Annotated in this window: 12 protein-coding genes; 4 read left to right on the top strand and 8 right to left on the bottom strand. The window is 43.0% G+C overall.

The genetic code is table 11. The annotated features are described in order from the left end of the window. Positions 1 to 5 precede the first annotated feature (5 nt). The 3 genes from AB3G73_RS09485 (at position 6) to AB3G73_RS09475 (ending at position 2074) form a co-directional block, all read left to right on the top strand. The gene (locus AB3G73_RS09485; RefSeq protein ID WP_367744642.1) at positions 6 to 800 is read left to right on the top strand and encodes a Rossmann-like and DUF2520 domain-containing protein; all 795 of its coding nucleotides are present in this window, start codon (positions 6 to 8) and stop codon (positions 798 to 800) included. Then, positions 781 to 1302 carry an HAD family hydrolase gene (locus AB3G73_RS09480; protein ID WP_148364694.1) on the top strand — a complete coding sequence of 174 codons (522 nt, stop codon included), beginning with the start codon at positions 781 to 783 and terminating at the stop codon, positions 1300 to 1302. Before AB3G73_RS09485 ends, AB3G73_RS09480 begins: the two co-directional genes overlap by 20 nt. Before the next feature lie 190 nt (positions 1303 to 1492). After that, positions 1493 to 2074 (top strand): Maf-like protein, encoded by a 582-nt coding sequence (locus AB3G73_RS09475; protein ID WP_148364695.1) that lies wholly within the window; start codon positions 1493 to 1495, stop codon positions 2072 to 2074. 183 nt (positions 2075 to 2257) lie between these two features. Here AB3G73_RS09475 and AB3G73_RS09470 read toward each other — a convergent pair whose 3' ends face one another. From AB3G73_RS09470 to pheS, 8 genes are all read right to left on the bottom strand, one after another. Then, positions 2258 to 4465 carry a tetratricopeptide repeat protein gene (locus AB3G73_RS09470; RefSeq protein ID WP_195649548.1) on the bottom strand — a complete coding sequence of 736 codons (2208 nt, stop codon included), beginning with the start codon at positions 4463 to 4465 and terminating at the stop codon, positions 2258 to 2260. A 7-nt stretch (positions 4466 to 4472) separates the two neighbouring features. After that, positions 4473 to 5657, bottom strand: coding sequence for a DUF418 domain-containing protein (locus AB3G73_RS09465; RefSeq protein ID WP_148364696.1), 1185 nt, complete (start codon positions 5655 to 5657; stop codon positions 4473 to 4475). A gap of 236 nt (positions 5658 to 5893) precedes the next feature. After that, a complete protein-coding gene (locus AB3G73_RS09460; RefSeq protein ID WP_367744640.1) occupies positions 5894 to 6886 on the bottom strand; it encodes a porin in 993 nt (330 codons plus the stop codon). Positions 6887 to 6947: 61 nt separating this feature from the next. After that, positions 6948 to 7916: an ABC transporter substrate-binding protein gene (locus AB3G73_RS09455; protein WP_259023260.1), complete on the bottom strand. Its 969-nt coding sequence runs from the start codon at positions 7914 to 7916 to the stop codon at positions 6948 to 6950. A gap of 105 nt (positions 7917 to 8021) precedes the next feature. After that, on the bottom strand, positions 8022 to 9281 hold the full coding sequence (pgk, locus tag AB3G73_RS09450; protein ID WP_148364699.1) for a phosphoglycerate kinase: 1260 nt from the start codon (positions 9279 to 9281) through the stop codon (positions 8022 to 8024). A 93-nt stretch (positions 9282 to 9374) separates the two neighbouring features. Next, positions 9375 to 10052: an endonuclease III gene (gene nth, locus AB3G73_RS09445; RefSeq protein ID WP_004300865.1), complete on the bottom strand. Its 678-nt coding sequence runs from the start codon at positions 10050 to 10052 to the stop codon at positions 9375 to 9377. After that, entirely contained in the window at positions 10049 to 11248 is a 1200-nt protein-coding gene (locus AB3G73_RS09440) for an MFS transporter (protein ID WP_148364700.1), read from the bottom strand. Before AB3G73_RS09440 ends, nth begins: the two co-directional genes overlap by 4 nt. 154 nt (positions 11249 to 11402) lie before the next feature. Then, positions 11403 to 12422, bottom strand: a complete 1020-nt coding sequence (gene pheS, locus AB3G73_RS09435; protein ID WP_148364701.1) for a phenylalanine--tRNA ligase subunit alpha — start codon at positions 12420 to 12422, stop codon at positions 11403 to 11405. Between the two features lie 120 nt (positions 12423 to 12542). Between pheS and AB3G73_RS09430 the strand changes: the two genes are divergently transcribed. After that, positions 12543 to 13559, top strand: coding sequence for an energy transducer TonB (locus tag AB3G73_RS09430; RefSeq protein ID WP_004300861.1), 1017 nt, complete (start codon positions 12543 to 12545; stop codon positions 13557 to 13559). Positions 13560 to 14155 lie beyond the last annotated feature (596 nt).

Below are 14155 nucleotides of genomic sequence, written 5' to 3'. Positions count from 1 at the left end.
GAATAATGAAAAGAAGTATAGAAGATACACCGATCGTGTTTATCGGTGCAGGTAACTTGGCTACTAATCTGGCGAAAGCTCTTTATCGTAAAGGCTTCCGCATTGTACAGATATATAGCCGGACCATGGAATCTGCCCGTACCTTAGCCGAGAAAGTAGAAGCTGAATATACTACAAATTTGCAGGCTGTCTCCAAAGATGCAAAATTGTATATCGTATCGTTGAAAGATGCCGCTTTAGTAGATTTGTTACCGCAGATAACAGAAGGAAAGCAGGCGTCTTTGTTGGTGCATACGGCAGGAAGCATTCCGATGAGCATTTGGGAAGGGCATGCAGAACGTTACGGAGTATTCTATCCGATGCAGACATTCAGCAAACAGCGTGAAGTCAAATTTCAGGAAGTGCCTTTCTTTGTTGAAGCGAAAAGGCCGGAAGATGTGGAGCTGTTGAAGGCTGTTGCCGCCACTTTTTCGGAAAAGGTCTACGAAGCTTCTTCCGAGCAACGTAAAAGCCTTCATTTGGCTGCTGTTTTTATCTGCAACTTCACAAATCACATGTATGCATTAGCAGCCGATTTACTTGAAAAATACAACTTGCCTTTCGATGTCATGCTTCCGCTGATAGATGAAACGGCTCGTAAAGTACACGAATTGGCGCCACGTGATGCACAGACCGGACCCGCTGTTCGTTACGATGAGAATGTGATGAGTAATCATCTTGCCATGTTGGTAGATTCTCCGGCATTGCAGGAAATATATAAACTAATGAGCAAAAGTATCCATGAGCACCATCAACTATGATTTATCCCGTATCAAAGCTTTAGCTTTTGACGTGGACGGAGTATTGAGTTCGACCACTGTACCTTTGCATCCTTCCGGTGAACCGATGCGAACCGTGAATATCAAAGATGGATATGCCATCCAGCTGGCTGTGAAAAAAGGACTTCACATAGCTATCATCACCGGTGGCCGCACAGAAGCGGTACGTATTCGTTTTGAAGGACTGGGAGTGAAGGATTTATACATGGGTTCTGCTGTGAAGATACACGATTATCGTGCTTTTCGTGATAAGTACGGATTGACCGATGATGAAATTTTATATATGGGAGATGACGTACCGGATATCGAAGTGATGCGTGAGTGCGGACTGCCATGCTGTCCGAAAGATGCCGTGCCGGAAGTGAAATCCGTTGCAAAGTATATCTCATATGCAGACGGTGGACGCGGATGCGGACGTGATGTAGTGGAGCAGGTGCTGAAAGCTCACGGTCTATGGATGGCGGAAGACGCTTTCGGTTGGTGAATGGATTAGACGATTGGACAATTTACGATTTACGATTGGAGTATCTTTGTAAATTAATCCGGTGATGTCAATAGCAGTACTTTTGACCGTCAACGAAATTGCTCTTAATCATCAACAGAAACATTTTTCAATCATCAATAAAAAGTATTTTCAATCGTAAATAGTAAATCGTCAAATCGTAAATAAAATCATGCTTGATAACTTAAAGAAATACCGGATTATATTAGCTTCCAATTCTCCCCGTCGGAAAGAACTGATGTCAGGACTGGGAGTAGACTATGTAGTCAGAACATTGCCGGATATAGACGAGTCATATCCGGACACATTGGTGGGTGCTGAAATACCTGAATATATTGCTCGTGAAAAGGCAGATGCTTACCGTACCATGATGAAGCCGGGAGAATTATTGATTACGGCAGATACCATAGTCTGGTTAGATGGGAAAGTACTTGGAAAACCGGAGGGCAGGGAAGGAGCCGTTGAAATGCTTCGTACTCTTTCGGGAAAATCTCATCAGGTCTTCACAGGAGTTTGCCTGACTACTACCGAGTGGCAAAAAAGCTTTACCGCTTCCTCCGAAGTTTTGTTTGATGTCTTGTCGGAAGATGAAATCCTGTATTACGTAGATCGTTATCAGCCGATGGATAAGGCAGGAGCTTATGGCGTTCAGGAATGGATCGGATATATCGGGGTTAAATCAATTTCCGGTAGTTTCTATAATATTATGGGACTTCCTATACAGAAACTGTACGGAGAGTTGAAAAAGCTATAGTAAGTATCTTGAATCTATCTGAATATATCAGTGTAATTAACGTATTGATTACATAAAATACATAAGATATACTTAGTACAATAATGCAAAAAAGGCTGCCTCGAAATAGAAAATGAGGCAGCCTTTTTCTGTATTTTTAAGCAGGAACATTTACTGAATATCCCAAACTGAAAGATGCGAAAACTATAATAAATCCAGCATCAGAGGAATATCTTCTTCCCGAATTCCTTGTGTGAGAAGAGCCTCTTCATCTTTATGGAACATTTCCAAGAATCGTTCCCGGTTTCCACTTGCTGTAATGGCTTTTCCATAGAAAACGGCAGCTTTCTGAATATCTCCCATCACCCAAGCAACATGTCCTGCATTCATATAGTCAATAGCCAGAGGCTTTTGTTCTATTATTTTTTCATAATACTTCATCGCCTGTTCATGTTTCTGGCTGATGAATGAACACCAGCCGATACCACGCCATGCCTTGATGCAATTGCTCTCGATGAAATCCAGTTTGAAGAAATAATTCAGTGCTTCTTCATATTGCCCCAATTCAGCCAGACAACTACCGATATGGAAAGTCACGTTGGTATCTTCCGGAGCAGCTTCTTCTACCTTTTTGTAGTAGGTGATTGCTACCTGATAGTTTCTGTTCAGCCGATAACAAATAGCCAGATGGCGATTGTTCCAGATATTATCCGGTTTCAGCGTGTCTGCTTTCAGGTAAGCCTGAATAGCCTCTGCATATTTCTTCCTTTTTTGCAATGCATAGCCAAACTTCTGATAATATTCCGCACTCTCTCCTTCGAATCCGCCAATCGTTTCCAACTCCTCATAAATTTCGATAGCCTCGTCCCAACGTTCCTTTGACAGGTAGAAATCGGCAATGGGAAACAATACATCTTCCCAGTGCAATATATTATCGAGTGCAGGGACATGATGAAGATCGAGCTTCTCTTTAAAAATATCTCTGAATTCACTCTTACGCACACTAAGTTTGAAGAAACGATACAAATCGTGCAGGTATTGGTTGCTGACCGTTCCCGGACGTTCATTGAATTTCTTCATCGTCTCAACATTCGATTTCTCCGCCAATTCTGCAACCTGCTGTTCGTTCAGTTGGCTCAACATCATATCCTGTTGTGACTGTGGCAATTGATGGATCGTGAAAAAGAGCGAGTACTTATCACTATTGCTGAAGAACCCCGATTGAAGAATTAAATCCAGTAGACTGCCTCCCTGATTTCCCGCCTGCTTCATTGCCTTGAGCACATTAGACTGTTGCTTGCTGAATGGATAAAACCAGTTATGTACCTCGCGGAAGAACGGATAGTTTTTCAATGCCGCAAAAGTGCTCATATATACATCTGCACCCTCCAACTGCAATTCGTTCATTTCACGCAATTTATCCCCCAGTCCGGATTTCTCGAATGCATCTTCCCAATCCGGATTCATATCGTTGTTCTCTTCATCGCTTTCTTCAAAGCCGAACCGCATATTTTTCATGGAGGAAACATTCTTCAGCATTTCGGGAATAATCTCCTCCCTCATCTTTTTATCAATCTTTTCCGTTTCCTGACATAATAGCATTTGGCGGTAAATACGTGCGACATCTTCTCTGAATGAAGGAATTTCTTCCATGAGATCCACCCTTTTTATCAGTTCCGGATAGAAAGTAAGGCGGCTTCTGTAAATGTGGAAAATAATCATCGCACCAACCAATGCCCGTTGACTGACGTTGACGTTGGGATGCTCGTAAGCATCAAGCAACCACATTATTTTTCGTAAGTCGAAACATTCCATCAAGCTTAATGTGAGGGCGCTGACAAACAAACATAAGTCATCTCCCGGAAGTAATTCCGAGGCAAGCATGGCTTTTGCATCTTCCTCGTCTTCGGGAGTCCATGCACTATTCGTCCATGTTCTGATAAACATAAACTTGAGCGTGTCCTCATGCCGCTTTAATACTTCATCCATCTTTTCGTCAGACAGTAATCCGCTGACTGCCAAGTCGTCATTAAAAGACTCCAGTATGTGCAATATGGTTTTAAGACCATAGTTTGACAAGTCTGGCGATTTGGGAGTGCGTCGTACTTCATGATAGTATCTTGATGAAGCGTTATCCAATATGAGCAAACGTGATTGGTCGGCAATTCCCCACGTGTCTGATACCATTTTCTGATACAGATTCCACCGTTCAGGGTCATTTGCTCCTTGTTTCATGTATTCCAGCATATACTTGTAGGAAGTCTGCAATTGTTCCAGGCGGGTACGCAGATCCCAGTCAGGACACTGCCACAGCAGAGATTCCAACTGCATCAAAGCTTCCTTGAGTCTTTTCTCTTCAAGTAAGGTACGTATATATGCGTATTGTTCATTAATCGTTTTTTCGTTCATCATTATTTAATTATTTACTTTTTCCAATCCAAGTCAAACGTTTCCAGAGACCCTCAAAAGGACCATGTTTATGGTGTCGGAGCCACCACGAACAGAATACCATTTGTAATAGAACAAAAAGGATGCCAAAAAGGAAACTATATGTGATTCCTAAATATCGTCCCAATTCGAATCCCCAATGATAGAACAAAAGAGAACCGAAAATAGATTGCCCGAGATAGTTCGTTAAACTCATTTTACCATAAGAGGTGAAACGCATAAAGAAACTGCGGTCTTTCACACGGTAAAAAGTCAACAGTAATCCTGTCACCAGTAATACCATGAAACTAAGGCTGCTGAATGAACTTAATATCAATTGTAGAGGAACAAGGACGGCACTCCGTTCGATGAATTCCGGCAACATATTATTTAATCCGTAGATGGGGAAGAAGCAGAGAAGCGAAATTGCCAATGCTTTTAGCCACAAGCGTTCGTTCTGTTCGCTATACAGGAAATATTTGCGGCGACCAACCAGCATTCCGAATAGGAATAGTCCCGGTGTTTGTAAGATACGTCCGTGTTCCAATGCCCAGGTCATGTTAGCCATTTGTCCTTCCCACATATTCATGCGGACTGTTTCAAGGAAGTTGCCATGCTTTTGCACGTCGAAAGCGATGCTGAAATAATAGCCTGCCAGACTTTTACCTGCCACATAGTCAGGATTGCATAAGGCATAGATCAATTTTGCCCAGTCGATAGGTTGAAGGATTAATAAAGTAGCAAAGATAGCAACTGTACGGTCACTCATCCGGCAAAATATCGGCAGGATAATTCCTAAAATCGCATACATGGTTAATATTTCACCGGTAAAGAAAGCGGCATTGAATTGTCCTATAATGAACAGGATGAATAATCTCCATAAAAAACGCAGGCGGAAATCTTTCCCTCTCCGTTGTTGGTTATTGTCCTGAATATAGAAACTGAAACCGAATAGCAAAGCAAATACAGCGTATGCTTTATTGCTGAATGTGAAGAATAATCCTCTCCAGATTGCCTGATCGGTAAATTTCATCCATTCAAAAGGGACTTCTTCCGGAAAAGAATAGAAATTAAAGTGTTCAATACTGTGCAAGAGGATGATTCCCATTACTGCCAATCCTCTTAATACGTCGGCCACGTCTATTCGGGCATTGGTTTCGGCGATTTTACTTTCCATGTTTTTTTAGCTATTGTTATTAATAAGATTAATATTTGTTCCAAGAGGAATATATTCAGGCACGGATTACGCGGATTACACGGCTTCAAAAAGATTGCGCAGCCAAAACCGTGTAATCCGCGTAATCCGTGCCTAATTCCTTATTTATAATTTCATTCATAACCCTATGGGAATGAATGATAGTCTGTTTTCAACTACTACGATTAATACTTAATACTTGACACTCAATACTTGAATTAAAACCTCACCTGTACCTGTGCCTGTATCAGATTGGAATCTTTCTGTCCATCTCCTTTTTTGTCACAAAAGGTGTATTGTGCCTGCAATCGACATCTGGGATAAAACCAGTATTGTACGCCTGCAATATAGTTATTTTGTTTGAAATCTGCGCTCTTGTTCGGGTTGAAATAATCGTACGAAGCGATGAAATCGAAATTCCGTGCAAAGCGTAGGCTTCCCGTTGCATAGAAGCCTTCACTTGTCACACTTCGGTCTTTTCCGCCAAGATATTCCGTACGCAGATTAAAAGTCGGAGTAGTGACAACACCTCCTGCACTCCAACGTTTCTTGGCGTAATTTTCTCCCGCTTTGATTCCGGTATATTCCGAATCGGCTATGGCGTGCCCTGTTCCGCGGATGAACGAACCACCTACGGATAACCATTTCAGAGGATAAACCATCAAATTGCCGACCACATCTTTCTGGTTGTTTTTGTCTTTGGTATTCAATCCCTGCCCGTTCATTACGGCCACTTTATATTGCAGGAAGTCTCGAAATACTTTCCCGTGAAGCATCATGCCAATATCCCGTCCGGAAGTCATTCCGTAACACTTATCGCTACCGCTTACTCCTGCCAGATAGCAGACAGATTGTGAATAGCAATTAATAAGTTCTACTGTAGTAGGAGACAATTCGTTTTCTATGGTATAAGGAACTTTGAATTCACCGATACGTGCCGTAAGTCCGGGGAGAAACTGATAATCGGTATATACTTCGAGTAGCATACCGCCATTGTAGAAGTCGTACATAAAGTCGCAAGTCCACCGTTTGGTGATCTTTCCATGTGCCATGAAAATGATTCTTTTGATGTCGAATGTATTGTCAGGATTCGTTGCATCGTCGTATGTATATCCCAGCTGGGCATATCCGGAGAGGCTAATTCGTTCTTTCAGCGTGTTGACAACCTGATTTAGTGGCGTTTGTTCTTGTGCAAGAAGGGCATTTTGCATACCTATTATACATAATACAAAAGTGAAGAGTTTAAGTAGTGTTTTTCGCATGAGTCAGTTGTTATTTGATTATGGTTGATACTGTGGGGATAAACGTAGTGTCAATCAGATTCTTTTCAGAGTAGGTTTGGGGTATTCGGTGGTTTTCTTTCAACCAGTGTATAGCCTTGTCTATCGCTTCAGCGGAGGGGCGTTTTGCTTTTTGATAACCGGGGAGGGCAACGAGCCCTGTCAGATTTTCGGGCACACCTATTTCTATCAGTACTTGTTCCCATTCTTTCTGCGGGTGCATTTTTATATAATCTACTCCCAGGTTATATCCTGTGATGAGTAACTCGATTTCTTTTCTCTTTTCGTTGAGTGCTTTTCGTGAAAAAGCGGTAGCGGTGAAATCGATACCCAGCTCTTGCGTACTTACCAATGAACGATGTTTATTGTTCATGGCGATGGATGCGGCAGGATCGGGCAGGAAAGAGGCGTCAATCTGATTGTACTGCAACATTTGCAGGCGGAGAGGAAGCTGGCCGATTTCCGGCATGTTTATTTCCGTATGCTTGATTCCGGCTTTGCTTAATAGCTGGTCGGTGGCATATTCGATAACTGTGTTGCGCGATACAGCGATATTCTTTTCCTTGAGCTGTTCCAGTTGGTTGATATTACTTTCTTTGGAGACAATGAAGCAGAAATAACCGTCATTCTTCAGGATGAATGCTAAATCAGTATGATGAATAGCTTGTAATGCTACCGCACTGGGATAATCAGTAATCATGCCATCCATTTTCCGGGTTTGGAAAGCAGCGTTTCGGTCGTTGGCAGAGTTGAATGAAAGAATGGTCAAGTCCAGTCCTAATGAGTCGTAAATGCCTTGCGTTTTGGCTATATGAAAAGGAAGTCCGTCTAGTGTAGGCATCATGCCTAAGGTAAGTGGTTGCAGTTCGGCTAGAGGTAAAAAAGAGCTGTCTCCTTTCTTACTCTGGCAAGAGTAAAGGAAGAAAAGGATGAACCAAAAGAATAGTACCGGTCTTTTCATACCTCGTTTTTATAAATAAGAGGACCTCTTTTTTTATAAATAGGGGCAACTCTTTTCACAAAGAACTGCCCCGACCAACATTTTTGTGTGAAATTAACAATAATCTTATTCTTGAATAGCAGCGATACCCGGAAGAACTTTTCCTTCGATTGCTTCGAGCAATGCGCCACCACCAGTTGAAACATAAGACACACCGTTAGCCAAACCGAACTTGTTAACGCAAGCTACAGAGTCGCCACCACCTACGAGTGAGAATGCGCCTTTCTTAGTTGCTTCAACGATTGCTTCACCTACTGCACGTGAACCGTGAGTGAAGTTATCAAATTCGAATACGCCTGTAGGACCGTTCCAAAGAATAGTCTTAGATTCTTTGATCACGTTAGCGAAGATTTCTTCAGTCTTAGGACCGATGTCAAGACCTTCCCATCCGTCAGGAATTTCGTCAACAGCACAGAATTTAGTATTTGCATCGTTAGAGAATGCGTCAGCAATCTTAGCGTCAACAGCCAATACCAGGTTTACACCTTTTTCTTTAGCTTTCTTTATCAAATCCAAAGCCAGGTCAAGTTTGTCGTCCTCACAGATAGAGATACCGATTTTACCCCCCATTGCTTTAGTAAATGTATAAGTCATACCACCGGCGATGATCAGGTTGTCCACCTTGCTCAACAGGTTTTCGATGATTTCGATTTTAGAAGAAACTTTAGAACCACCCATGATAGCAGTGAACGGACGTTGGATGTCGTTCAATACTTTATCAACAGCTTTCACTTCTTTCTCCATCAAGTAACCGAACATCTTGTTGTTTACGTCGAAATATTTAGCGATCAATGCTGTAGAAGCGTGTGCACGGTGGGCAGTACCGAATGCGTCGTTTACGTAGCAGTCAGCGTAAGAAGCCAATTTCTTGGTAAATTCTTTCTGGCTTTCTTTTACAGCTTTCTTAGCAGCAGCTTTTTCTTCGTCAGTTGCATCTTCTGCCAAACCTCTTGGTTTGCCTTCTTCTTCAGCGTAGAAACGAAGGTTTTCGAGCAACAGCACTTCTCCCGGTTGCAGAGCAGCAGCTTTTACAGCAGCTTCTTCGCCCATGCAGTCGTTAGCGAACTGAACCTCAACGCCCAGCAGTTCAGACAGATGCTTGATGATATGTTTCAAAGAGAACTTATCGGCAACGCCTTTCGGACGGCCCAGGTGAGAGCCAATGATGATGCTTCCGCCGTCTGCCAGAATCTTCTTCAAAGTAGGAAGAGCTGCACGCATACGAGTGTCATCTGTAATGTTGAAGTTTTCGTCCAGGGGTACATTGAAGTCCACGCGAACAAATGCCTTTTTACCGGCAAAATTGAATTTGTCAATTGTCTGCATAATACTCTATTTTTATTTAAAAGTGTTTTTAAAATTCTTCTTTTAGAACGACTGCAAAGTTACTATTTATTTCGGTTCCTTGCTATTAAATCGTTATTTATTCTTGGCTTTTGGTTCCTCTTTTGTAACTTTATAGGTGTTACAGAAATATTTGCACATCATTTGCAAACCACAGGTGTCACATTTGGGAGTACGTGCCTGACAAACGTAACGGCCGTGCAGGATGAGCCAGTGATGGGCAATCGGTATGAGCTTTTCAGGAATATTCTTCACCAGTTCTTTTTCCACGCTGAACGGGGTGGTGCAACTGTCCGGGACCAGTCCGATGCGGTGGCTGACACGGAACACGTGTGTATCTACCGCCATTGCCGCTTTTTTGAATACAACCGACTGAATCACATTGGCAGTCTTTCTTCCTACACCGGGCAACTTTATCAGATCTTCCAGATTATCCGGCACCTCGCTATTGAAGTCATTCACCAGCATCTTTGCCATGCCGACCAGATGTTTGGCTTTGTTGTTGGGATAAGACACGCTTCGTATGTATTCGAAAATCACTTCCGGCGTAGTGGCAGCCAGTGCTTCCGGAGTCGGAAAATCTTTATACAAAGGAGGAGTGATGATATTCACCCGTTTGTCCGTGCATTGTGCAGAAAGAATAACAGCGATCAGCAACTCATACGGATTGTTGTAATGCAGTTCGGTTTCGGCTACAGGTATGTTGTCCTGAAACCAGGCAATTACTTTCTCATAACGTTCTTTCTTTCTCATCGTAGCTTGTTTTTATGGTAATGAGGCGTCACTTTTAGTCTGAAATAGAGGGCGGAAACTACCGTCAGGCAGGCTCCGAAAAGATAGGCCTTATCAAATGTACTTATTTCTGCGATATATCCTCCGGTCAGCATACCGATGCCGATTCCTACATCCCAGGAAGTGAGGTAGGTAGAAGTCGCTGTTCCCCGCTGGCTGTTAGGGGCGAGGTTGACAAACAGCGTGTTAAATGCCGGAAACATAATGCCAAACCCGACACCCATTAATAATGCGATGCCAAAAAACAGCAGGGTACAGACGGTATCATTCCATTGAATCAGGTATACACAGGCTGAAAGCAGGAAGAAACTGAAAACAACCAGGTATAATCCGGCAGCTATTACTTGCGTTATTTTTCCGCGATCCACCAGTTTTCCTGAAAAGATGCGGGAGATGGCCATACCGACTGCCATAAAGGTAAAGAAGAACCCGGTTTGTGTGTTCAATCCTATTTGGCGGGCGTACATGGCGACATAGTTAGTGGTCATTCCGTAAGGGATGGAAAGTAACAGCAGACTAAGTCCGGCAGGCAGTCCTTTCATCAGGATAAAGCGGTCGAGCGAGATCGGCTCCCGTTTCACAGGAGGCTTGTAGGGCGTTTTTACCAGACTTGCACATAGAAAACCTAAAATGCAGGAACCGAATGCATAACAGAATATCGTAGCAAAAGAAACTCCCGCATCATGCAGAAACAGTCCGAACATCGGTCCGATGGACATGGCTGTGTTGTTGGTAAGCCCGTAATAACCTAAGCCTTCCCCTCGCCGGGAAGAGGGCATAATGTCTATAACTACCGTGTTTCCGCCTACTGTGACCATTCCAAAAGAGACTCCGTGAATGATTCGGAAGATAATAAATAAGGTAAGGGAACCGGCAATTAAATATCCGCCGAACATCATCATGAAGATGAAGTAAGCAAACAGATAAAGAGGTTTCCGGGCAAACGTGTCGAGCAGATAGCCGGAAAACGGACGGATACAGAGGGCTGCCACCGTGTAGCAGGAGAGGACAATGCCGATAGTGGAATTTCCAGCCTGAAAGAATTCGGATAAATAGAACGGCAAAACAGGAATCAGCAACCAGAAACCGAAGTATAGCAGGAAGTTGGCTGCCAAGATGAAACAATAACTGGGAGTAATGAGTCTATCCTTTGCCATAATGAATGTATTTGTTTCACCACAGAGGACGCAGAGGACGCAGAGTCTCACGGAGTTTTTTCTTTCTAATGACTTTCTATGAAAAACGAGCCGTAGTTGATACGGCTGAAATAAGAACTCTGTGTCCTCTGCGTCCTCTGTGGTGAAATCTAATTTAGTAAGCGCTCTCGAATTCTTTTAGGAAGCGCGTATCGTTTTCAGAGAACATACGAAGGTCTTTCACCTGATATTTCAGGTTTGTGATACGCTCGATACCCATACCGAGAGCATAACCGCTGTATATTTTGCTGTCTATTCCGTTTGATTCAAGTACGTTCGGGTCTACCATACCGCAACCGAGGATTTCTACCCAGCCGGTGTGTTTACAGAACGGACATCCTTTGCCACCGCAGATGTTACAGCTGATATCCATTTCCGCACTTGGTTCGGTAAACGGGAAGTAAGACGGACGCAGACGAATTTTTGTATCAGCACCGAACATTTCTTTGGCGAAGAGCAGCAACACCTGCTTCAAGTCGGTGAATGATACGTTTTTATCTACATACAGTGCTTCTACCTGATGGAAGAAACAGTGTGCGCGATAGCTGATAGCTTCGTTACGATATACACGTCCCGGACAGATGATGCGGATAGGAGGCTGTGACGTTTCCATCACACGGGTCTGTACAGAAGAAGTATGTGTACGCAATACTACGTCCGGGTGGGCTTCGATAAAGAAAGTATCCTGCATATCGCGTGCCGGATGGTCTTCGGCAAAGTTCAGTGCCGAGAACACGTGCCAGTCATCTTCAATTTCCGGACCTTCGGCAATGCTGAATCCCAGACGGGCAAAGATATCAATGATTTCGTTCTTTACAATGGTGAGCGGGTGGCGTGTACCGAGTTCCACAGGATAAGCCGAACGCGTCAAATCCAGTCCGTCACAATCGTTGTCCTGACTTTCAAACATTTCTTTCAGCGCGTTGATTTTGTCCTGCGCTTTTGTTTTCAGTTCATTCAGTCTCATGCCGACTTCTTTTTTCTGTTCGGCAGCTACGTTACGGAAATCTGCCATTAAGTCGTTAATGGCTCCCTTCTTACTTAGGTATTTGATGCGGAGAGCTTCGAGTTCTTCGGCATTGGAGGCGTGTAAGGCTTCCACCTCTTTCAGAAGTTGTTCAATCTTAGCTATCATATTTTTGATGTATTGTTATTCAGTTTCTTAGTAAAAACCGTGCAAAGATATAATTTTATCACGAACCATCGAAATAATTTGTATCTTTGTTGCCGATATGTACCGAAAATCCGGCAACTTATGAAAAAGATTGTTTTCTGTCTTCTGCTTTTAACCTTTTCTTTTCGCCTTGCGGCCCAAATTGACTATTTGGAGCCGGTGAAGCCTTTTTCCACTTATACAGGCGAGTTAGGCGAATATTATCGTAGTGTGTTTTCTTTACTTAATACAGGCTTCCAGAAACAGCCTTATGCGCGTTTTGCAGCTATCCCTTCCTTTTCGCCGGAGTATGCAATGTCGGTAGAGAAGAGGAACGGACGTTATACGCTGGTTTCGAACACATTATCGCGTACTTATTGGCAGGCAGAGAAGGGGACGGTGACGGTGGATACTAAATCGGTTGTCATTAGTGCTTCCCTATATCAGTCTTTAGGGGCTATCTTTCGTTTGGTGACAGAGCAGGTACAGGATTTGGACGGTTCTACGGCTGGTTTGGATGGAATTGTTTATTTTTTCTCTTCTACGGATGCCAAAGGTAAAGAGCAGATGGGACGTAAATGGTCGCCGGAAAAGGGAACGTTGATGGAACGTCTCGTGTTGGTTTGTCAGTCGGCTTATATGTTATCCCGAGGGGAAAATATTTCGGAACAGACGTTGGCAGTGGAGGCTGCTGCTTTATTAAAAGCATTGCAACAGCGTACCAAGGAAGAGCCGGATGCTTATAAGCGGCCGATGTATATCGGAATTTATCCGGTGGGGCCCCGTTCAAAGACACTTTCCGGAAGACAGGTGGAGGAACCTGCTCATTTCTCTGCGATGACTCCGGAAGAATATATTGCCAGTGAAATGGTTTATCCGTCAGGGCTTTTGGAGAAGAATGTTTCGGGTTATGCTTTATGTGAGTTTACTATTGATAAAGAAGGGGTTATCCTTCGTCCTCATATTCTACGTTCCACTCATCCGGAATTTGCAGAGGAGGCTCTCCGCATTGTCAAAGGGATGCCGAAATGGTCACCTGCATTGGTGGGAGGAAAGCCGGCGGATAGTAATTACACTCTTTATGTTCCTTTCCGTCCGCAACTCTATCGGAATAAATAAGCAACTTTGCATCCAAAGTCCGATTAATAAAAAAAGAGATATTGCATTTATAAGTTGAACTTATACTCTCTCCAATAAATAAAAAAATAAATTTGCTGTCATCTGTCACAGATTGTGACTTAACTGTTTGATTATGAAAAGTTAATGGCGTGACAGCAGCATGGTGACAGCACTGTGACGGCAATAATGCTGTCACTGCAAAGCAAAGAAGAGATAAACGCACTGCAAAGGCGGTATGGTAGAGATGCATACCCAAATCAAGTAAAAATCACAGATGAAGTTTCATGGCCTGAATAGTATTAACCACAGGCAGATAAGCTATTTTATTTATTACCCCTGTACATACGGGGCGGGATCTGCCTTGTAACCGATAGTTTCAAGCCTTGAAACTATTGGTTTTGCGGTGTGAAACTACAGTTTCATCGCCTTGAAACTGTAGTTTCTCCTGCTTGGAACTATTAGTTTCTCTTAGGTGAAACTATAGTTTCACACTGATGGAACTTTAGTTTCTCGCCGATGAAACTATTCCCCCATGTAGTTGTTTACTTATTTATCTTATATAAAATTCCATTGTAACTAAAAAGCTTGTCATTTAT

Source organism: Bacteroides sp. L008 (assembly GCF_040812255.1).
GTDB lineage: Bacteria > Bacteroidota > Bacteroidia > Bacteroidales > Bacteroidaceae > Bacteroides > Bacteroides vicugnae.
This window is presented reverse-complemented; position numbering and strand designations above follow the sequence as displayed.